Below are 21490 nucleotides of genomic sequence, written 5' to 3' on the forward strand. Positions count from 1 at the left end.
AAGTTTTTCGTAGGGGTGGGCGGCTGCGACGAAGCTTCGACAGGGCTGGTTCAGTGGGGCTACTTCAACGGTGGCATTTGGAGGTTGAACGACTGCCAGCGTTTGACGAGTTCGCTGAGCTTTTCGTTCTGCTGTTCGGCAAGGTTGCGCTGTTCACCAATGTCACTGGCGAGGTGGTACAGTTCGAACGGTTCGTCAGCACCCGGCGAGACGATCTTCCAGTTGCCACTCCGCAGGGCTTTCTTGCCACGTTGCATTCGCCAAAAAATAGTCTGGTGACCTTCGGCGAGTGGTGAATCGATCCAGTCGAACAAGCTGACTCCGTCAAGTTCGTTTCCGCTCGGTATTCCGGCCAGATCGAGTGCCGTCGCTGCGATGTCTAGGCTGAGTACGGGACGAGTTTCGAGTTTGCCTTCGGGCAAACGTGTCGGAAAGCTCCACACCATCGGGATCCGCACGCCGCCTTCGTAAAGCGACCCTTTCCCGTCACGAAGCGGTTGATTGCTGCTGGTCAGTTCCTTGGTCGGACCGCCGTTGTCGCTCAGAAACACAATCAGCGTATTACGTCGCAGGCGATGTTCGTCAATCGCGTCCAAAATCGTTCCGATTCCACGGTCCATTGCCGAAAGCATACCGGCAAAGATGCGTCGTTGTTCGTCTTCGATTCGTTGAAACGCTTGGGCGTCCGCAAGTTTGGCCTGCATGGGGCTGTGGACAGCGTTGAAGCACACCATCAAGCAAAACGGCGATTCATGATGTTGATTGACAAACTGAACCGCTTCTTCCGATATCGCATCGGTCAGGTAACGTGTCTCGGTGATCGGATCGGTTCCACGCAAAACCGGGTTGTCTTGATCGTAGGCCGGCTCATTGATTGGGGCGTAGTTCCCGCGAATAAAGTCACCCTCTCGGGCGCGGGTCCCGGTGTCCAGCGCTTTATCACGAACCATCGTCATGACGCCTTGGAAAGACGTCGGATCGTTGATCGATCCGGGGACATAGAAATGGCCTTCATGCAAAAAGCCATAAAACGAACCGAAGCCGCGTCGCAGCGGATGCAGTTCCGGAGTGGCACCCAAATGCCATTTGCCGACCAGCCCGGTTTGGTAACCCGAGTCCTGAAGTTTCTGGACGAAGGTTGTCTCGCTTTGCGGCAGACCGGCCTCTGGTAAAAGGTTCCGTTTGCCGGTCGGGTTGACGTCATAACCGAAACGAGATTGATAACGTCCCGTCAAGATCCCGGCACGCGATGGGCTGCAATAAGACGAGGTCACGTATCCGGCGGTACAGCGCACGCCGCGTGCGGCGAGACTGTCGATATTGGGCGTCGGGATTTCGCGATTGCCCATCATTCCGGTTTCACCATAGCCAAGATCGTCGGCGACAATGACCACGATGTTGGGGCGTGAAACTGGATCTGGATTTTGTGCGTGAATCGCGTCAGTGCTGGACACTGCAACGATCGTGCACATCCAGAGCAATGTGCAAAGGATTTGCTTGTGCTCGGATTGCTTCTGTACGGTCTGGCAAACGATCCCGCGCCGCAAGATGGCTTCAGAGGACAGAAACATCGACTTCACCCCGTTAGCGGCTGGCGACAAGAATCTGTCCGACGAAAAGCCAAACGAAGGTGAAGATGATTCCGAATGCGGTATGTAACAGTTCGATTGACACGATGGTTACATCAGAGGTTGAGGGGAGAGTGGACCATTCGACTGATGGCAAGTTGGCTTCCATGTGGTTTGATCGTTGGATCGTGTTTCACGAAAACGTGTTTCACGATCACCGCGATCAGCCGCCCCTCATGAGCGACCGGATTCGAATTGTTGCGTGCGTTCGCTTAGTGCTTTCGCATTGACGCAGACTCGAATCGCTGCCGCATGAATTGTTCACGTCCCCTAGCAAGAGGGCGAGCGAAAACGAACTGGTGGTCTAAGAATACTGCTTGCTGTTTCACGCCAACGACGCTTGGGGAAAGATGTCCGCACAGTGAAAGAAGTCCGGTCTGGCAAGCTGGTCCGGCTGTAACAAGCGTTCGACTTGACGGGATCAACCTTGACGCCTTGATGGAACTCATGCGCTTGACTTTAACGTCCGATAGCGACAATGACCGGTTATCGTTTGCCCAAAATTCAATGCATTAAGCTGATGGAAGCTGAATGTCGGCTGATCTGATCAACGAATCGAACGCCGAGCCTGACTTCGCACGCGACGTCGGTTCGATCTTGTTGATTGCGCTGACGATCTTGTTGACCATTTCGTTAGCGACACGCAATCCGTCGGACCCGATCGACGCACCGTTTTGGCCGATCAGTCAGATCCATGTGCCTGACGTGTTGGTCTATCCGCCGGCGGAATCGATCCACAACGCATGTGGTTACTGGGGTGCGTTGATTGCTTCGGCGATGATGCATTACCTCGGTCTTGCGTCGGCGTTTGTGATCGCGGCTTGTGGCGGTGTTTCGATCGCGATGCTTCGCCGTGGCCATTTGAAAGCGCCGGTCTTGCGTTCGATGGGCGGCACAGTGATTGTTGCGGCTGTCGCCACGGCGACCGCGATGATGCCGATCGAAAGCGATGGGCTGTCGGTCTATGGCGCCGGCGGTGTGTTGGGCGCGATGATTTCGAGCTGGCTTCTCGACCACTTTAGTGCCGGCGGTGCGTGGATCCTGACGTTGACGATGCTGTCGGTCGGAACGTTGTTAACGACGGACTACGCGATCCTCTACGCCACGAAGAAGATTTTTGCCGGTGGAGCGCAAGCTTCACGAGCTGGAATGGAACGGGCCGCCTCGGCGATGCCACCAATGCTGCGCCCCAAACGGAAGCCCTTCGAAGAAGCGGCCGATCAGCTGGCGAGCCCCGGCGACGACGGCAAAAAAAACAAATCCAATTCCGAGCCGGCAGCAGCGGCCGAACCAGTGGTGGCAACCGCGGATTCGGAAGCGACTGCCGAAGAAGAGACGCAGGAAGAGGAAAAGCCCGAGCCGCGTATCAAGCTGCGATCCAGTGGTCGTCGCAAAAAGCCAAAGGAGACCGAGCCTGCCGAAATCGATGAAGCCGACACTGAACCCGACGCGGAAGCGGAGGATTCGGCAGAGGAGTACGCCGAGTACGAGGAAGAGTACGAAGACGAATCGTCGTACCGCGAAATCGAAGTCGAAGGCGAAACACAGCAGCTGCGGCAAGATCCCGAGCACTCGGTGCCTGGGCCCAAAATCCGCATGCCCAAACGCAACAAAACCGAAAGCGAACTGGACAAGGTCGCTCGGGCGATGGTCGAGCAATCGCCGGCGGTTGCGGAAGAGTACATGATGCCGCCGATCGAGTTGCTCGAAGCGAGTGACGACATCGATTACGAAGAGCAGCTCAACGAGGTCCGTCGCAAAGCCAAAATCTTGGAAGCGACGTTTGCCGATTTCGGGTTCAACATCCGCGTCGTCGAAATCGAAACCGGTCCGGTCATTGCGCAGTACGAGATCGAACTCGAAGCGGGGCTGCGACTGAGCAAGATCACCGGGTTGGCGGAAGACTTGGCGATCGCGCTGCGTGTACCGAGCGTTCGAATCGTCGCGCCGATTCCTGGCAAGAACACCGTCGGTATCGAGGTGCCCAACGAGAAACGCCAAGCGGTTCGCTTACGCGACGTGATGGAGGAATCCGACACGAACTCGTTGAAGATGAACATCCCCGTGTTCTTGGGCAAAGACGTTTCGGGGAACCCAATGGTCGTCGACTTGGCCAAGATGCCTCACCTGTTGATCGCGGGGCGAACTGGTACGGGTAAGAGTGTTTGTTTGAACTCGATCATCACGTCCATGCTGATGACACGTGGTCCAGACGAGGTCCGGATGTTGATGATCGACCCGAAGATGGTCGAACTCAGCGGTTACGGAAAGCTGCCGCACTTGATGCATCCCGTGATCACGGACATGCGGAAGGCGGAAGCAATTTTGGCGTGGGCTGTTGAGAAGATGGAGGAACGTTATTCGTTGCTGGCCAACGTCGGCGTGCGTCACATCAACAGTTTCAACGACTTGGGACGAGACGAGATCCTCCGTCGTTTGGAAATCGAGCCGCAAGACGATGATGGGAGCGTTCCGGACAAACTGCCGTTCATCGTGATCGTCGCCGACGAAATGGCGGACTTGATGATGACGGCTGGCAAGGACGTCGAGCAACACATCATTCGTTTGGCCCAGAAAAGCCGTGCGGTCGGGATCCACCTGATCTTGGCAACCCAAAAGCCGACCGTCGACGTCATCACCGGTTTGATCAAGAGTAACTTGCCAGCACGTTTGAGCTTCCAGGTGGCAAGTAAAACCGACAGTCGCGTCGTGTTGGACGAAAACGGTGCGGACAAGCTGCTCGGCAACGGTGACATGCTGTTCCTGTGGCCGGGAACCAGTACGCTGATTCGTGGTCAGGGGACGTATCTTTCGGACGAAGAGATCGATGCGATCTGTGCTCACTGCAGCATGCGAGAGCAAAACTTCGTCGGCGAGTTGATGAACCTGAAAGTCAACGAGGACGAAGAAGGCGATGGGCCATCGCTTGGCTCTGATCGACCGGACATCTATGACAGTGCGGTAGAAGTAATCATCCGTGAAGGCCGCGGTTCATGCTCGCTGTTGCAGCGTCACTTGGGCATTGGATATGGGCGTGCGGCGAAGTTAATCGACTTTATGGCCGAAGATGGCATTGTCGGCGATTACAACGGCAGCAAGGCCCGTGACGTGTTGTTATCGCTGGAACAGTGGCACGAAATGCAGGGGTTGGATCCGCCAGAATCTGATGATGACGACGACTCAGCAGTGACTTCGCAGGCGTCTGACGACGAGGAAGACGGCTACGAAGACTACGACGAGGAAGAATACGAAGACGAGGACGACGAATACGAAGACGTCAAGGACTAACGTTGATGCCGGCTTCGGGCGTTCGTATCGCGGCGTCACGACAACCCCAGTTCGTAGCTTCGCTGAACCCCAGTTCGTAGCTTCGCTGGGCCCCAGTTCGCAGGGTTTCTCGCACACCTTGCCGGACTGGTCTTGACTCCTGTTTTTTGGTTCTACTACGGTCGCGGCAATTACCAACGGCCCGTATCTGACGAGTGGAACCATCCATGGAAAAAAGACGAATTGACGTCGTTATTCCTGTCTTCAACGAAATCGAAATCATCGAATTGCTGCATCAGCGGGTCGATGCGGCATGCCAATCCACAGGGCAGTCCTACCGAATCATCTACGTTGACGACGGCAGTCGCGACGGGACGGCGGACTGGATTGCCAAACACGCAATCGATGCCAATCGTTCACAAGCGGATCAATCGCAAAACGCAGGCCTGGAATCCAAAGGGGCTGTTCGCTTACTTTCGCTGTCGCGGAACTTCGGGCAACCGGCCGCGATCACCGCTGGTTTACATGCGAGCGACGCGGACTGTGTGGTGTTGATGGATGGCGATTTACAAGATCCGCCGGAGTTGATTCCAGAACTGTTGCAGAAGTTCGAATCGGGGGCGGGTGTGGTGATCGCACAGCGTTCGTCCCGCAAAGAGACGTTTGTTCGCGGCTTGTGCTTTGCCGCGTTTCATCGCCTGTTTCAAATTCTTTCCGAATCGAATGTCCCTAAAAACACAGGGACGTTTTGCTTGATGAATCGGCAAGCGGTTGATGCGATTTGTCGCCTCGATGAATCTCATCGATTCTTCCCCGCCCTTCGTTCTTGGGTTGGCTTCAACGTCGAGATCGTTCGGTTTGAACGCCAGGAACGGGCAGGAGGCGAGCCGAAGCAAACCTTCACAAGGTTGCTGCGTTACGCGCTTGACGCGATTTTTGGTAACTCATTAAAGCCACTGCGTTTGTTGACCGCATCGGGAGTCACTTTGTGTGCCCTTTCGATTGCGGCTGCGGCATGGTTTGTGGGTAAGCGGCTGATCGGATTCGAAACGGCCGAATTGGGATTCACTACGATCCTGTGTTCGATCTTAGGCTTGGGCGGATTCCAGCTGATCGCAACCGGTGTCCTCGGTGAATACATCGGACGGATCTATGAAGAATGTCGTAAACGTCCGCCGTATTTGCTTGCCAGTGACCTTTCTTCGGACTCGGCCGCAGGCACCATGATTCATCCGATCCAGCAAAGTCCCTCTGAACATTCAACCGCGACGGATTATAGCCGGCGTCTCTCCGCGTAACGGACATTGAATTCAATGATGCAGTCTGAAGAACAGCTAGAAGTACAGAACGTCCAGTTCGCGTTATGGAAGCTTTTAGTACCGATCGCGTTCGTTTGTTTCCTCGTCGGTGCGTTTTGCTCGCAGTTGAACATCGAATTGTATCAACACATGAATCCGTTTTACGATTCGATTGACTATCACCACCTAATGCATGCCGCAGTGGTGGAAACGCAAACCAACGGAATCGTGTCCGGTGTTCAGCTGGTTTGGAACAGCGGCTCGACAGTGTTGATGCCGTTTTTGATCGGTATCCTAGTGGGCGTCTTTGCGGAACCTTCGCGACTGATCGGCGTCTGGATTCAGATGATTTATCTGTTCGCATTTTTAGGATGCCTGTCCTGGTATCTGCAGCGATTTCAGAAAACGTCGTTGTCAACAGCAGGGCTTGTTTGCTTCGCGTTTTTGGCTTGCGATTGCCTTTACGGTGCCAACGGCGGGCTTTCAGATTTCCGAGTGGACTTGATGCTTTGCTTGTCGTTCGGCTGCACAGCGATTCTGATGCTCGCGGCGATGGAGAAGCCGTCGCGAACGATCTATGCGTTGGTCGGTGTCGCCGCTACGGTTACTTGCCTTTCACGTGCGACCGCACCGGTTTATTTGTTGGTTGCTTTGGGGCCGATCGCATTGTGGACATTGCTTCGAGGCATTGAACGTTCACGGCACTTGCAAGGACAATTGATTGCCGCATTGGTGACTGTCCTGGGAACCGGCTGGTTCTTCTTTCTCAAGTTCGATCGCCTGTATTACTACTATGTGGTCTGGAATACAGACGCCAATGCGGATCTGAGCATCTCTGAGTCGATCAAGCACTTCGAATTTGCTGGACGAAGTATTGGCGAGAACTTTGCATTGCTTCTGATGATTTGGCTGATCGCTATCTCGATCTACACGGTTCGCAGCTTGCCAAAACTACCACTTTGGGAAACGCTGCGTGGAATGGGGCCCAGCTTTGTCGCAATGGTTTGGATCGGTGTGAGTCCGGTTTTGTTCTTGGTCTTGCGTGGCGCTGGCAACAATCCGTTCGTCAGTATGCCTGCAATCGTGGGGATGAGCGTCGCGACGCTGTTGTTGCTCGCGAAGACAATCGAATCAATCGGGTCGAAATCCCTTGGGCGAATCGCGACCGCTTCGCTGGTGTTCGCGCTCGCGTCCGCAGCCGCAGATGGCTGGGAGGAACACCAACCCTCGGGGGTCAACGAAATGGCTTCGCTGAAGCAAATGGTCGACACGATGGTCAAAGATTGCCGAGCGAACGGTGTGGGGCAAATCAATTATTCTGTAACACAGGTGACATCGGTTTGTGCCGGAAGTGTGTATTCGGTTGCGACCTTCGATCACGACGGTTTCCGGAAGATCGATGGGCAGCTTGAATGCGATGGGATGGCGTTCCAACGGAAAAACACCTTCGACGTTGCTGCGGAAGCGACCTGGGATGAAGTTGCTGGCGAGACCGAATCTGAAAAAATCGGTACGTTGATCTCCGAGTGCGAACGCGAGATCGATTACCTCGTGATGCCGGACGAGAAGACAGCGGCCTATATCCAACAACACTACGCCTTCAACGTCATCAATCGGTACCAACCCAACATCCGGGAACACCTTCTGGCTAACGGCTGGGTCGCCATTTCTGAACCGATCCAGGCCAATGAAAACGAAACGGTGATCGTCTATCGTTCGGCCAAGTTGAGTACGAAAATCGCAAACAAGCTCCGTACTGACGATCGTCAGCTCCATTAGAGAATCAACGCTGACAGCTGAACCTTTCGCCAGTGGTGAAGGTCGGCGATTCAGCGAGCGAGTGAGGATTCCCCCCCGGTTTTCTGAGTTCTCGCGTAGCAGGCTAAACTTCCTTTCGCTTGGAAAGACACACGCTGGCAATGGCCGGCGGTCTCGCAAACTTTCTAAGCACTGGAGTTCTTTGTCATGGCACGCCAAAGTCACAAACGACGTATCGGATCAGGGTTTCAGCAGGTTGACCAACGCTTGCTGATGGCAGGCGATGTACAGGTTTGGATGAGCAGTGGGGACCTGCGAATCGAAGGCAACGCTTCAAGCAATCGCGTCGACATCGCCGAAGTCAACGGGATGCTGCGAGTGACCGGAAATTACCTTTATGGCAACACGACCATCAACGGTCAGAGCACGCCTTTTGAAATCGACGCGAATCTTGTCGATGACGTATTCATCGGTATGAATGGCGGCAATGACCGGGTCTTCGTTAACAATGTCCATCTGAACAACACCAGCCACGGCGATTTGGTCATCGATACCGACGGCGGTAATGACATGGTTGGTGTTTACAACACACTTGCTCGCGACATCATCGTGCGGACTCATGGCAATGACGACCAGGTCGTTGTGGCCTACTCGAATGCGACCGATGACATTGATGTCGAACTTGGTAGCGGCAACGACGAATTGGATTTGTATGCGGTATCAGCTGGCGACCGTATCGAAATCGATGGCGACACCGGCAATGACGACGTCGCGATTCAGTATTCGTCAGCGGCCAACAAACTGTTCGCCGATCTGGATTCCGGCGATGACATCATGTGGATTAACGGCGGTAATTATGAAGACATCGAAATCAACGGTGACAAAGACGACGATCGCGTGACGCTGTATGGCGTTACGGTCGCGGATGATTTGGACATCGAACTGCACGATGGCTACGATCAGTTGTCTATCAATAACACGACCGTCGGCGGATCGATCAATCTGGATGGCGGCCCCGGTGTCGATAAGGCAAGCGGCAGCGGCAACAATTTCGACATCATGAAATTGTTCAAATAAGCCGGTGAAGTCGCCGCGAACGACGTTGCTCGACAAAGAGAGGCGAGACGTGCTTGATGAGTCGAATTGCATCACGATTCTTGACGGACCACTCGGCACGCAACTTGCCAAGCGTGGTGTCGCGACGCCTCCGCCATTGTGGAGCGCCGCGGCCATCACGTCGGCCCCGGAAGCGATCGTTGCCATCCATCGCGACTACGCTGACGCGGGTGCCACGATCCACACGGCTGCAACGTTTCGGACGAAACGACGCGACGTTGAGCGGCGACGCGAACTTGGTTTGTCGTGGCAGGACTTAACACGCCTCGCGATTGAACTCGCTCGCAAGGCCGTCCCGGCACAGCATCGCATTGCCGGAAGTCTTTCACCGCTGGCTGATTGCTACCGACCGGATCTCTCACCGATCGCGTCCCTGCCGCCTAGTTTGGTTGCCGAGGAGCACCGCGAGATGGCGGAATGTTTGGCCGATGGTGGCTGCGACTTTATCCTTTGCGAGACGTTTCCGCACACTGGCGAAGCGATCGTGGCTTTGGAGGCAGCACTGACAACCGGACTGCCCGTGTGGCTCGCTTTGACCGCCGGCCCCGACGCGGACTTGATGACACCGGATCAGATGGCGGACACTGCAATCGTTGCGGAGCAATGTGGGGCGGACGCTGTGCTAGTGAACTGCACACCAGCGAGCGAAACCGACCGTTTTGTGCAGGCACTTGCGAGCGCGAAGCTTTCGATCCCGCTGGGAGTCTACGCGAATGCAGGAACGGCCGACGAAGGCATCGGCTGGGAGACGACCGGCCAAGCGGCTGCCGAGAGGTACTGGAAATTCGCCAAACGCTGGTTGGACGCAGGAGCCGTCCTGCTGGGTGGTTGCTGCGGTACCGGGCCGGAGCATATTCACATGTTGCGAAGCCGGGCGGCACTTCCGCCGGGGTGAACTATCTGCACCCAGAGGGTGGTGTGAAATCGGTAGCTCGATTATTGAGCATCATTGGGTCTTTCGTGCGTTTTAGAGGTAGAATAGTTCACAGTACGTTTGTTCCCTTCTTCGTTCGGCGGTTCCTTGCATCCACCTTCCCAACGATTGCCCCGACAGGTCACATCGATTGTCCTGGCCGTGATCGCCTGTTGCAGTTCCGTTACTGCATTCGGGGACGATGCCGCGCACCGGGAATCGACGTTTCATGAGAAGCTGTTGCCGCTGCTTCGGACCTATTGTTTTGACTGCCATGACAAAGGCAGCGAGATCGATCTGGAAATCGATTCGACAGCCGAGAGCGTCAACAAGAACCGCACACGTTGGATGCAAGCGATCGCCCACCTGCGTTTGGGCACGATGCCACCGGAAGACGGTCCCGCGATGGATGCGGATACACGCACGCGAATGGTCAGCACAATTGATGAACTGGCGAACGCAGTCAACTGCGTGCGCAATCCCAATGCGGGGCGGGTGGCACTGCGGCGTTTGAATCGAACCGAGTATCGCAACACGATTCGCGACTTGACCGGTGTTGATTACAAACCTGCCGACGACTTTCCTGGCGATGATGTCGGTTATGGGTTTGATAACATCGGCGATGTACTTTCGCTGCCGCCGCTGTTGATGGAAAAGTATGTCGATGCCGCGATGGACATCGCTGGCGAAGCGATCTATGCACCGCCGCCTCCGGAGATTTTCGAGATCCAACGGACAGCTTCGAAGTTGATCGGTGCCGAGAAGTTCGGCGGTTCTGCCCCGATGGTGATGGCCTCTTCAGGGACCGTAGCGTTACAAGCAGACGTACCGTTTGGTGGGGACTACGAGTTAACCTTGACGGTCGGTGGTGACCAAGCGGGCGATGAACCGGTCAAGGTCGAACTGAATTTTGGTGGCAGGTCACGAATCATTGATGTGGCCAATGAGCAAGCCGAAGACATCGTCGTTCCGTTACGGCTCGGACGTGGCGAACGAAAAATCGAAATCAGCTTTCTCAACGATTACTACGAAGCCAACGTCGCCGACCGCAACTTTCATTTGTACCACGTCAAACTCACCGGCACCGAGCGGCGACGGACGACGATTGATGTGACCAAGTTGCCACTCAGCCATCGACAGATCGTGTTCGTATCGCCGTCCCGTGATGTCAGTGAATCGCAAGCCGCCCAAGCGATCATGTTACGTTTTGCCAGTCGTGCGTTTCGGCGACCGGCAACCACTTCAGAAGTTCAGCGACTGGTCACGTTGTTCGAAGAGGTTCGTCAAGCCGGTGGTTTATTCGAAGACGCGATTCAAGTCGCCGTCGCCAGTGTGTTGGTCTCGCCGCACTTTTTGTTCAAGATCGAAAGGCCACGTGAGCCCGAGTCTGATGGCGCGATGCCGCTGATCAACAACTATGAATTGGCGACGCGGATTTCGTATTTTTTGTGGAGCAGCATGCCAGATGATGAACTGCTGGCGATGGCCCACGAAGGAACGATACGCGATCGAGAGCGCTTGCTTCACAAGATCGCGTCGATGATTCGTGACCGACGTTCAAACCAATTTGTCGATAACTTCGCGTCACAATGGCTGCAGCTGCGCAACCTGGAAACGATCAATCCCGACACCCGTTTATTCCGCGGATTTGACGAGGAAGTTCGGTCGTTGCTGTGGCGCGAAACGCTGACGTTTTTCGCCGGTGCGATGCGTGACAACCTGCCGGTGACAAGTTTGCTAGATGCCGACTTTACCTACTTGAATGAACCGCTGGCGAAGTTCTATGGCATCGGCGGGATCGAAGGCAACGAGTTTCGCAAAGTCAGCTTGGCGGGGACGCCGCGAGGCGGATTGCTGACGCATGGCAGTGTCTTGGCCGTGACGAGCAACCCGACACGTACCAGCCCGGTAAAACGCGGCAAGTGGATTTTGGAAAACCTGCTCAACACCCCGCCGCCGCCACCACCGGCTGACGTGCCCGAACTCGAGCGTGGACAGTTGGCGGGGACGCTGCGCGAACGACTGGAGCAGCACCGTGCGAACCCCGCCTGTGCGACCTGCCACAACATGATGGACCCGCTGGGATTCGCGCTTGAAAACTTTGATGCCGTCGGACGCTGGCGAACCAGCGACGGTGTCGATCCCATTGATGCATCGGGTGCGTTTCCCAATGGCACCACGTTCAACGGAGTCGATGAATTGCGTCAGTTGTTGAGCACCGAACGCAAAGAAGATTTTATCCGAGCGCTCGCCGAAAAAATGCTGATCTATGCGATCGGCCGAGGCACCGAGTACTACGACAAATGCGCGATCGATCAGATCGTCGACGACTGTCATGCCGGTGGCGATCGATTTGCGTACTTGATTGTCGCGATCATCGAAAGTGATCCGTTTCAAAAACAAGGTTACCGAGAATAGCAATGCCCAAATCACTTTCACGAAGAACCCTGTTGCGTGGCGCTGGTGTCTCGATCGCGTTGCCTTTGCTGGAATCGATGTCGCCGACACGGTTGCTTTCCGCCGCCGGCAACGCACCACAGACGCCGCTGCGGATGGCGTTCTTCTATGTTCCCAATGGCATGCACATGCCGGACTGGACGCCAAGCAAAGAGGGTTTCAAATACGACCTGAAGCCGACGCTGGAGCGGATCGGTGACTATCGTGACGACATCAACGTACTCAGCGGTTTGACATTGGACGGGGCACACGCCCACGGCGATGGCGGCGGTGATCACGCCCGCAGTGTCGCCGCGTTCTTGACAGGAGCGCACCCGAGAAAAACCAATGGTGCGGACATTCAAAACGCGATCTCGGTCGATCAAGCCACCGCACAGTATGTCGGCGACCGCACGCGATTTTCGTCACTGGAATTGGGGCTGGAAGCGAGTGCCCAAGCGGGTAACTGTGACAGCGGATATAGCTGTGCCTATGCGTCGAACATGTCATGGCGCGGGCCGACCAACCCGATGGCAAAAGAGATTGATCCCGGGGCGTTGTTCGATCGATTGTTCGCCGGTCAGACCGTCAAGGAAACGAAGACCGCACTGTCGATCCGTGAGACCTATCGCAAAAGCATCTTGGACTTTGCGTTGGAAGACGCCAAACGATTGCATCGCGTGTTGCCGGAAGTCGACCGCCGCAAAATGGACGAGTACTTGTACGCCGTCCGTGACGTAGAAAAACGGCTTGGGGGCGCCGAACGGCTGCGTCTGACCGAAGAAGGCGTGCCGGACTACCCGCGTCCAAGTGGCGTTCCCAAAGAGTTGGAGCAACACAGTGACTTGATGATGGACATGGTGGCACTCGCGTTCCAAACCGACAGCACACGGATCTTGTCGTTCATGTTTACCAACGCAGGCAGCAATCGAAGCTACAACCAGATCGATGTCAGCGAAGGTCATCACGAGCTTTCGCACCACGGCAAAAGCGAGCACAAGCAAGCTCAAATCGCCAAGATCAATCGCTTCCATCTCGACCGTTTCGCGTACTTGCTAGGGCGGTTGCGTAGTATCCCGGAAGGCCGATCAAATGTGCTGGACAACAGCATGATCGTCTATGGCAGTGGCATCAGCGATGGCGACCGACACAACCACGACGACTTGCCGATTCTGTTGGCCGGATCGGCGGGCGGACGGATCAAGACGGGGCGCCATGTCGCTTACAAAAACGGCACTCCGCTGTGCAATCTGTACCTCTGGATGATGCATCAAATGGGGGCAGATGCGGCACAGTTCGGTGACAGCAACGGCGTTTTGCAGCTTTAGCACCAGCAAAGTGCCACTTCTTTGGGCTGGCAGACAGCCCGTGCGATTTCACGATTCCACTTGGGGATCGTCTCGTTGGCGAATCCGTCTATGATGGATGTCTCGACAGCCGGGAATCATTGCTAACATTGTGCATCGGGTTTGGGGGAAAGCTTCGCAGGAAGCGCGGGTAGTCCCCGTATCGAGCCCTCCCCGTTCCGGCCCCAGCCGTCCATCCATCCCCGTTCAAATCGCTGATGAATCTTTACCGTTTCGCTACCAAGTTTTCGTCCAAACTGATGGGCATTGCGATTGCCGCAACGACACTGGCCTCGTTGACGACGACCGCGCAAGTGTTCGCCGAAGATTGGTACCAGTTCCGCGGTCCAGGCGGCCAAGGAATCTCGACGTGTGAAAACGTTCCGACCGAGTGGAGCCCTAGCGAAAACGTCGTTTGGGAATTTGACGATCCCGGCAAAGGCTGGTCGTCACCGGTGATTCAGAACGATCGTATTTACCTGACGACTGCGGTTCCGCTGGGCGAAGAAAAGATTACGAGCGACGGAAAAAATACGAGCTCTGCGGAAACAGCCTATTCATTGCGTGCCGTTTGCCTGGATGCCAAGACGGGCAAGGCTTTGTGGTCGACACCGGTCGGTGAAGTTCCGCCGGGAGCAAAGGCGCACCCCAAGAACTCGCACGCCAGCGGAACGCCAATCGTTACCGAAGATCGCTTGTACGTTCACTTCGGAATCTATGGGACGGCTGCGTTGGATCTCGAAGGCAATGTGATTTGGAGTCGCGAGATTGTCTTCAAGCCCGTTCATGGTTGTGGCGGGTCACCGATCCTGTACAAAGACATGTTGATCTTTAACTGTGACGGTGGCGATCACGCGTTCGTCATGGCCTTGGACAAGGCGACCGGCGAGGACCGCTGGAAAACGGATCGGTCGGTGCCAGCGGAACTGAAGTTTTCTTTTTCGACACCACTGATTATCACAACCGATGCTGGTGACACGTTGGTCAGCGCCGCCAGCGATGCGGCGTACGGCTATGACCCGAACACGGGCGAAGAAAAATGGTACGTGCACTATCCCAAGAAATGGTCCATCGTTCCACGTCCGGTTTATGCAGGCGGACTGATTTTGGTTTGCACGGGCTATGTCGGCAAAGCAGAGTTGCTCGCGATTCGTCCTGACGGTTCGGGCGATGTCACCGAGACCCACGTCGAATGGCGTGATGACAAGTTTGTCCCGTTCAACCCATCGCCAATCGTTGTCGATGACATGATCTTTACCGTCAGCGATGATGGGATCGCCAGTTGCCGCAACTTGGCCGACGGCGAGATGATTTGGAAGAAACGACTTGGCGGCAACTACTCGGCGTCGCCGTTTTTGTCCGAAGGCAAGCTGTACTTCTTATCGGAAGATGGCGAGTGCACCATCATTCGTGCAATTGATGAGTTCGAAGAAGTCGCCCAAAACGAGATCGAGGACCGCACGCTGGCGTCGATCGTCCCACTTGATGGCGGCTTGCTGCTTCGCACCGCATCAACGCTTTACCGCATCGATTGATCGATGATCGAGTTGGAAGTTCACGCCAAACCGGGGGCCGCCAAGAATCAAGTTGGCGGTGTCCACGACGGCAGATTGCGTGTCAGCGTGACCGCCCCCGCCGACAAAGGCAAGGCAAACGCGGCGATCCGCAAGTTGCTTGGCAAAGCGCTTTCGATCGCGCCATCATCGATCGAATTGGTCAGCGGAGCGACTTCCCGGCAAAAACGATTTCAAATCGATGTCGATGGTGAGGCGGCTGAACGGCTACAAAGCGAAATCGGTCGGTATCTGTCACAATAACGATCTGTAAAACACGTTCGCACAGGTCAACAAGTCCAAAGAAGCACGATGCCAGAATCACCGTTCGCGATTGACTTGGAAGACATTCGATCGGCAGCCGAGTTGATCCGGCCGCATGTGTTGCAAACGCCATGCATCCATCACGAACGACTCTCCAAGCGATTGGGATGCGAGCTGTTTTTCAAGGCTGAAAACTTGCAGCACATCGGGGCGTTCAAAGCACGTGGTGCGATGAATGCGGTGTTGCGATTGTCGGAACAGGAAGCGTCTCGTGGCGTCGTCACCCATTCATCTGGTAACCATGCAGCGGCACTGGCACGGGCGGCGGCGATTCGTGGGATCACTGCCCATATCGTGATGCCGCACAATGCTCCGGAGATCAAAATTGCGTCAGTACGGAGCTTCGGAATCGAGCCGATCTTTTCGGAGCCCGATGCACAGAGCCGCGAAGCGAAGGCGGATGAAGTTCAATTGCAAACTGGTGCGGTGATGGTCCCGCCGTTCAACTGTGCCGAAGTGATGGCCGGGCAGGGGACGGTCGCGTTGGAGATCCTTGAGCAGGTCGAAAACATCGATGTGATTCTGGCACCGGTCGGAGGCGGCGGGTTGCTGTCAGGGATCTTGATCGCTGCCAAGTCGATGCGCCCAGACATACAAGTAATTGCCGTCGAACCGGAACTTGCCGATGACGCGGCCCGGTCACTGAAGTCCGGCCAACGAGAGCAGCCGACGCGATATGACACAATCGCCGACGGGCTGAGGACCTCGCTAGGCGATTTGACGTTCCCGATCATTCAAAACTTGTTGGATGAATTGCTGCTGGTCAGCGAAGAAGAAATCGTGACGGCCACGCGGGAGATTGCAGAGCAGGTGCACTTGATCGCCGAGCCTTCCGGTGCGGTTTCCTATGCCGGGCTGCGTTCAAACACCGATCGGTTCAAAGGCAAACGTGTTGCCGCCGTGATCTCCGGCGGCAACGTCGACTTCAAAGCTTTCCCGCTTTCCTAGACGTTCCGCAGAACCAAAAGTCTTAGGCAGAGAATGTGTGGGACTTCGCTGCGTCCCGGAATGAGCACGCAGGTGGTTGCTAGGTTGAGGCCCTTTCTGGGATCGAATGCCTGTTCGCTTCGGTCATTTGGTGAAGGCCAGTTACGCCGACCGGCGGGACAGCGAGCCACGGAATCAAGACGGTTCGTTTGGACAAGTTAGAAATGACTTCGGCAATCAAAGGTTGCTCGCTTTGCTGCCGTCCGACGAGAATTGGGTCTTTCACCGTTAGCGGAGTCAATGATTGATTGATGACCCACGCAAACGGTTCAATTTCCGCACGTCGTAGATCCTCTTGCAACTTGGCCGCTTCATGGACCGGTGTCGATTCGGGAAGGGTCACGACCAAAATGTGGGTGAACTTCGGATCTCGTAGACGCGGCAAGAGATTCTCAACAGACTCCGGCATTTGTGTCGATTGACGTGTAACTTCGCGGTGGTAGGCCATCGCGGCGTCAAGCAACAAGATCGTGTGGCCTGTCGGTGCTGTATCGAGCACAACGAAACTGTCTTCACCTTCGGCAACTGCTCTGGCGAACGCACGGAACACTGCGATCTCTTCGGTACATGGGGAACGAAGGTCTTCTTCCAGCAAAGCCAGTCCTTGTTTGTCGAGTCCGGCGCCTGCGGTTCGCAATACCTCATTACGGTAGGACGCTGTTTCTGCGGCCGGATCAATGCGACTGACACGCAATCCATCCAGGTTTTCTTCCGCCAAGGCATTGGCAACGTGGGCCGCCGGATCGGTCGTTGAGAGGTGCACCTGCAATCCTTTTTCAGCGAGTGCAACCGCGATTGCCGCAGCGACGCTCGTCTTGCCGACGCCGCCCTTTCCCATTGTCAGTACAACACCTCGTTGCTGCCTGGCAAATTCGTCGACCAAGTCGGAGATCGAATCTTGATCGTCGGCGCGGACGATGTGTTTGCCTGTGAGGTGATCCGGGAGTTCCGTTGTAGGCGTGTCAGGCGAAGTGATCGCTCGCAACGCCGCGATTCCCGTCAAGCTGTTTGAAGCCAGCGGCACCTCGGTACGCTTCAGTTTTCCGAGCCCTGACGGAAGCGACGAGATCGCCTGGTCACCGCGTGATTGCATTACAGTTGCAATCGGGTCTGATGGGATCGTCGTTTTGAAGATGCCGTTGATGACGAGGTGTTGGTTGGCGACTCCCAACGCACAAAGCTCACCACGCGTCCGCTCGGCCTCGCGGAGTGCCGAGGTGTCGGGACGAGTCACTAGGATCAACGTTGTTTGATCTTCGTTCGCAAGTGAAGCGACCGTTCGTTTATAAATCGCCTCCTGAGCTTGCAGGCCGGCGAGCGGTCCCAGGCATGAGGTGCCCGAGGTGTTTGTATCCATGAAACCTGACCAGGCCGATGGCAAAGTCAACAAGCGAAGCGTGTGCCCCGTTGGTGCGGTGTCAAAGATGACGTGGTCAAACGCTTCCGTGGCTGCCGTGTCACCGAGTAACTTTGCAAACTCGTCGAATGCGGCGATCTCCAGAGTACAAGAGCCAGAGAATTGCTCTTCCATGCTTTTGATTGCCGCTTCCGGCAGCACGTTGCGATAAGGGGCGACCATCCTTTCACGATACTCACTGGCGGCCTGCTCGGGATCGATGTTCATCGCCCAAAGGTTGTCGAGTGTCGCCACCGGTGTCGGTCGATTCGATAGTTTCGTCGCAAGGACCTCGTCCAGATTGGATGCGGGGTCTGTCGAAACCAGCAAAACCTTTAACCCTCGATCCGCCAAGTTCACGGCAGCCGCGCATGCCATGGACGTTTTTCCAACGCCACCTTTGCCGGTGAAGAAGAGGTTCCGTGTGGGAGAGTTTAGAAATTCCATCGGTGCTTGCTCCTTTCGCTAGCAGCAGCCTGAACCACCACAGCAACCGTCGTTCGAAATCGGTAAGGCTGGCTTTTGCTTGAGTGGCGAATCGGTCCACAACGCCAGGTTTTCGCGTTGCGGATACTCACTCCGGCTTACCACTTGGCCATCGACAAGGATCAGCGGCAAGCAATCGGTTCCTTCACTGCTGAGCAACTTTTGTACGCGCTCGTGGGCGGCGTATTCTGCGGCATCGTGTGCCAAATTGAACCGAGTGACGGAATGCCCTTGTTCCTTGAGCCATTCAAGATCCGCGGCGAATCGGGGTAGCACTGGATCCACTTGCGGTCCACAAACGCCGGTGCTGCAGCACATCGCTCGGTCGAATACGAGGACTTCACTCATCAGGTTCTCTCCTTTCAAATCGGCAATCGTCGATAAACGATTGGTGGTGTTAAAAAAACGCTGCCACGGCAATCAAAGGCCGTCGACCAATTGCTTTAGGCGTTGCAATTTGTCTTCGTTGACGCAATAGCAAACCTTCGGGCCATCCACTTCGCCTTGGACCAACCCTGACTCTTTCAAAATTTTGAGATGCTGGGAGACGGTTGATTGTGCGAGCGGAAGGCGACTGACGATCTCGCCACACATACAGGCATCGCGTTTGATCAGTAGACGTAAAATCTGCACACGAGCGGGATGTGCGATCGCCCAGGCCAACCCCGCCAGTTCATCGGCGGTGGGGTCTGGCTTCAGTTCAGCGGATGTGGTGTCGCAGCCTTTTCGCGTTGTTTTCTTAGCCACCGAGGGTCTCTCGCACACGGTCAATCGTCTATCTGCGATTAACGATACGCCGGTTGGCCAGGGTTGTCAACCTTAATGCGTTGGTGGCCAGCATTTACTAGGTAGGCCAATGCTCGCTAGGTAGGCCAATGCTGAGCGATTTTTGCTTTCAGGAATGCGACACTGCGGCGGAGTTGGTCCATGCCGTCGACTCCGTCTTCGATGCTGATCCAATTGTCAAAGCCTTTGGATTTCAGTTCGCTAAAGATCGCGTCGTAATCGTTCAAGCCCTTGCCGATTTCGCCATGCCGCAAACGCTTTGCATAGCCCTCGGCACCGCCTTCTTCGTTGCGTAGGTCTTCGATCGTTCCTTCGGCCAAGTATCGATCGCTGGCGTGCATGGTGACGACACGATCGGAAACACGTTTAAGAAGTTCGATCGGGTCTTCGCCGGCGAGGTAAGTATTCGACGGGTCATAGTTGACGCCGAAGTTAGGGTGATCGATACGATCGACCAACTTGCAAAAGACGTCCATCTTCTGAGCAAACTCGGGATACAACCAAAAGTCATCCTTGTAGTGATTTTCCAAGATCAGCGTGATGTTTCGTTCGGCCGCATAGGGCAAGCAGGCTTCGATGCAATCGGCCGCAAGGGAGACCCCTTGATCGACGCTTAGCTCAGGTCTCCGTTGACCGCTAAGGACGCGGCAATAACCACCGCCAAGCGTATGGGTCATGTCGATCCAACGCTTCTGTTTTGCAATCTCGGTCTCACGAAACGATTGGTCGGGGTGGGTGAAGTCGGGTGAGCAGCACATCATCGGGATGACTTTGCCGGTGTCTTCGACCATCGATCGGAATGTCGACCAGTTGGACTCGTCGTCCATTTCAAGAAAGCCCGCGTACCACTCCAGTCCGTCGACTTCTAAGTCGGCGGCGAGTTCGATCCACTGTGCGACCGTCATGCGTCCGTCTTTGCATAACGCGGTCATGAAGGCTTTGGGGAAGGCGGCTAATTTTGGCATGGCTGGGGTGCTGGAAGATTGGGAATGGGATGTCTTAGAGCCGCGTTTAGACGGGCTTCAAAACGCTTTTGACGACGGCACCCGAATGCATTTGATGAAACGCATCGTGCCACTGATCGATCGGCCAAACGCCGCCGATGATCGGCCGCACATCCAACGTTCCACTGCCAAGCAGCGCCAACACACGTTCCCAAATCGGCCAGTTGTGACTGAAGCTGCCTTGCAGCGTCACGTTCTTTTGCACCAACGGGTCCAGGTTGAACCCGAGCGGCTGGGGACCCCAGCCGACTTTGCTGATCCAGCCAGCGGGGCGGACCAAGTCGATCGCGATTTTCAAGGTCGCGCTCGCGCCGGCGGCATCAATCACGCCATCGCAGCCCAGCCCGTCACGTTGTCTGGCCCATTCCGCCGCGTCACCGATGATGGTTTCGCATCCATACGCGTCACTTGCGATCTTCAAGCGATGCGAGTCTTGTTCCAGACCGACCAACGCGACTTCGGCACCACACAGTCGCGCCATCGCGGCACAAAGAATCCCGATGGTTCCTGGTCCCAAAACGATGATCCGGTCACCGGGTTCGATGCGAGCGTTCTTGACCACGGCGTTGTATGCCACGCAGCACGGCTCGGTCAGGCAGGCTTGTTCGAAGGGAACTTGATCGGGGACATGATGCAAGATCCGCGAGGGAACGCGAACGAAACGTGTCATCGCCCCGTCGACGCCATATCCGAAACCTTTGCGTGTGGAGTCCAGGTTGTACAACCCACGCCGCGTCATCGGGTTGTCTTTGGAGATGATGGCGGCTGTTTCGGAAACGACGCGATCGCCTTCTGCCCAGCCCGTGACGTCCTTTCCCAAGGCCGCGATGTGCCCACCGATCGATGCTCCCTTGTTGCCAGACGGGGAGTAGAAAGATTTTTTGCCACCGAGGGCACAGAGAACACCGAGGGAAGAGATTTTAACCACGGATTACATGGATGGGCACGGATAAGAAAAGTAAATCGATTCGCCAAAAGCGAATCAAACCCTCACCCGTGTAATCTGTGGTTACTCTTCTCTTTCTTAATTTCCCTCCTCGGTGCTCTCTGTGTCCTCTGTGGCAAAAAATCTTTCTACTCCCCGTCTGGCAACAAGGGAGCATCGATCGGTGGTTGATCCTTCTTGCGGCCGATTCGGGGGGGTAAGGGGAATTCGAGGGTGAACTGGGTGCCACGGTCGAGTCCACCCTCG

The 21490-nt window shown here is 55.6% G+C and carries 16 protein-coding genes; 10 read left to right on the top strand and 6 right to left on the bottom strand.

What is annotated here, in order from left to right; genetic code table 11:
• Positions 1 to 59: 59 nt before the first annotated feature.
• The gene (locus CGZ80_RS04045) at positions 60 to 1571 is read right to left on the bottom strand and encodes a sulfatase-like hydrolase/transferase (protein WP_094411622.1); all 1512 of its coding nucleotides are present in this window, start codon (positions 1569 to 1571) and stop codon (positions 60 to 62) included.
• A gap of 588 nt (positions 1572 to 2159) precedes the next feature.
• Between CGZ80_RS04045 and CGZ80_RS04050 the strand changes: the two genes are divergently transcribed.
• From CGZ80_RS04050 to CGZ80_RS04095, 10 genes are all read left to right on the top strand, one after another.
• Positions 2160 to 4916 carry an FtsK/SpoIIIE family DNA translocase gene (locus CGZ80_RS04050; protein ID WP_094411624.1) on the top strand — a complete coding sequence of 919 codons (2757 nt, stop codon included), beginning with the start codon at positions 2160 to 2162 and terminating at the stop codon, positions 4914 to 4916.
• A gap of 206 nt (positions 4917 to 5122) precedes the next feature.
• Entirely contained in the window at positions 5123 to 6193 is a 1071-nt protein-coding gene (locus CGZ80_RS04055; protein ID WP_094411626.1) for a glycosyltransferase family 2 protein, read from the top strand.
• A 15-nt stretch (positions 6194 to 6208) separates the two neighbouring features.
• On the top strand, positions 6209 to 7972 hold the full coding sequence (locus CGZ80_RS04060) for a hypothetical protein (protein WP_094411628.1): 1764 nt from the start codon (positions 6209 to 6211) through the stop codon (positions 7970 to 7972).
• Positions 7973 to 8158: 186 nt separating this feature from the next.
• Positions 8159 to 9028, top strand: a complete 870-nt coding sequence (locus CGZ80_RS04065; protein ID WP_094411629.1) for a hypothetical protein — start codon at positions 8159 to 8161, stop codon at positions 9026 to 9028.
• Between the two features lie 4 nt (positions 9029 to 9032).
• Positions 9033 to 9962 (top strand): homocysteine S-methyltransferase family protein, encoded by a 930-nt coding sequence (locus CGZ80_RS04070; protein WP_198953626.1) that lies wholly within the window; start codon positions 9033 to 9035, stop codon positions 9960 to 9962.
• A gap of 147 nt (positions 9963 to 10109) precedes the next feature.
• Positions 10110 to 12398, top strand: a complete 2289-nt coding sequence (locus tag CGZ80_RS04075; RefSeq protein WP_315851405.1) for a DUF1592 domain-containing protein — start codon at positions 10110 to 10112, stop codon at positions 12396 to 12398.
• Positions 12399 to 12400: 2 nt separating this feature from the next.
• The gene (locus CGZ80_RS04080; RefSeq protein ID WP_094411631.1) at positions 12401 to 13744 is read left to right on the top strand and encodes a DUF1552 domain-containing protein; all 1344 of its coding nucleotides are present in this window, start codon (positions 12401 to 12403) and stop codon (positions 13742 to 13744) included.
• A 236-nt stretch (positions 13745 to 13980) separates the two neighbouring features.
• Positions 13981 to 15297, top strand: coding sequence for a PQQ-binding-like beta-propeller repeat protein (locus CGZ80_RS04085; protein ID WP_233148220.1), 1317 nt, complete (start codon positions 13981 to 13983; stop codon positions 15295 to 15297).
• 3 nt (positions 15298 to 15300) lie between these two features.
• On the top strand, positions 15301 to 15579 hold the full coding sequence (locus CGZ80_RS04090; RefSeq protein ID WP_094411633.1) for a DUF167 domain-containing protein: 279 nt from the start codon (positions 15301 to 15303) through the stop codon (positions 15577 to 15579).
• 48 nt (positions 15580 to 15627) lie between these two features.
• On the top strand, positions 15628 to 16587 hold the full coding sequence (locus tag CGZ80_RS04095) for a threonine/serine dehydratase (RefSeq protein ID WP_094411635.1): 960 nt from the start codon (positions 15628 to 15630) through the stop codon (positions 16585 to 16587).
• A 79-nt stretch (positions 16588 to 16666) separates the two neighbouring features.
• On the opposite strand, the gene arsA is transcribed toward CGZ80_RS04095, so the two are convergent.
• From arsA to CGZ80_RS04120, 5 genes are all read right to left on the bottom strand, one after another.
• Entirely contained in the window at positions 16667 to 18469 is a 1803-nt protein-coding gene (arsA, locus tag CGZ80_RS04100) for an arsenical pump-driving ATPase (protein ID WP_094411637.1), read from the bottom strand.
• Between the two features lie 18 nt (positions 18470 to 18487).
• A complete protein-coding gene (gene arsD / locus CGZ80_RS04105) occupies positions 18488 to 18856 on the bottom strand; it encodes an arsenite efflux transporter metallochaperone ArsD (protein ID WP_094411651.1) in 369 nt (122 codons plus the stop codon).
• Positions 18857 to 18928: 72 nt separating this feature from the next.
• Positions 18929 to 19255 carry an ArsR/SmtB family transcription factor gene (locus CGZ80_RS04110; RefSeq protein ID WP_094411639.1) on the bottom strand — a complete coding sequence of 109 codons (327 nt, stop codon included), beginning with the start codon at positions 19253 to 19255 and terminating at the stop codon, positions 18929 to 18931.
• Between the two features lie 116 nt (positions 19256 to 19371).
• The gene (locus tag CGZ80_RS04115) at positions 19372 to 20259 is read right to left on the bottom strand and encodes a sugar phosphate isomerase/epimerase family protein (protein WP_094411641.1); all 888 of its coding nucleotides are present in this window, start codon (positions 20257 to 20259) and stop codon (positions 19372 to 19374) included.
• A 46-nt stretch (positions 20260 to 20305) separates the two neighbouring features.
• Positions 20306 to 21226, bottom strand: a complete 921-nt coding sequence (locus tag CGZ80_RS04120; protein WP_233148221.1) for a zinc-binding dehydrogenase — start codon at positions 21224 to 21226, stop codon at positions 20306 to 20308.
• Positions 21227 to 21490: the final 264 nt, after the last annotated feature.

Source organism: Rhodopirellula sp. MGV (assembly GCF_002251265.1).
GTDB classification, from domain to species: domain Bacteria; phylum Planctomycetota; class Planctomycetia; order Pirellulales; family Pirellulaceae; genus Stieleria; species Stieleria baltica_A.

Coding starts and splice junctions, on each gene's coding strand:
- CGZ80_RS04045 (WP_094411622.1), bottom strand. CDS start 1,571: ATGTTTCTGTCCTCTGAAGCCATCTTGCGGCGCGGGATCGTTTGCCAG.
- CGZ80_RS04050 (WP_094411624.1), top strand. CDS start 2,160: ATGTCGGCTGATCTGATCAACGAATCGAACGCCGAGCCTGACTTCGCA.
- CGZ80_RS04055 (WP_094411626.1), top strand. CDS start 5,123: ATGGAAAAAAGACGAATTGACGTCGTTATTCCTGTCTTCAACGAAATC.
- CGZ80_RS04060 (WP_094411628.1), top strand. CDS start 6,209: ATGATGCAGTCTGAAGAACAGCTAGAAGTACAGAACGTCCAGTTCGCG.
- CGZ80_RS04065 (WP_094411629.1), top strand. CDS start 8,159: ATGGCACGCCAAAGTCACAAACGACGTATCGGATCAGGGTTTCAGCAG.
- CGZ80_RS04080 (WP_094411631.1), top strand. CDS start 12,401: ATGCCCAAATCACTTTCACGAAGAACCCTGTTGCGTGGCGCTGGTGTC.
- CGZ80_RS04085 (WP_233148220.1), top strand. CDS start 13,981: ATGAATCTTTACCGTTTCGCTACCAAGTTTTCGTCCAAACTGATGGGC.
- CGZ80_RS04090 (WP_094411633.1), top strand. CDS start 15,301: ATGATCGAGTTGGAAGTTCACGCCAAACCGGGGGCCGCCAAGAATCAA.
- CGZ80_RS04095 (WP_094411635.1), top strand. CDS start 15,628: ATGCCAGAATCACCGTTCGCGATTGACTTGGAAGACATTCGATCGGCA.
- arsA (WP_094411637.1), bottom strand. CDS start 18,469: ATGGAATTTCTAAACTCTCCCACACGGAACCTCTTCTTCACCGGCAAA.
- arsD (WP_094411651.1), bottom strand. CDS start 18,856: ATGAGTGAAGTCCTCGTATTCGACCGAGCGATGTGCTGCAGCACCGGC.
- CGZ80_RS04115 (WP_094411641.1), bottom strand. CDS start 20,259: ATGCCAAAATTAGCCGCCTTCCCCAAAGCCTTCATGACCGCGTTATGC.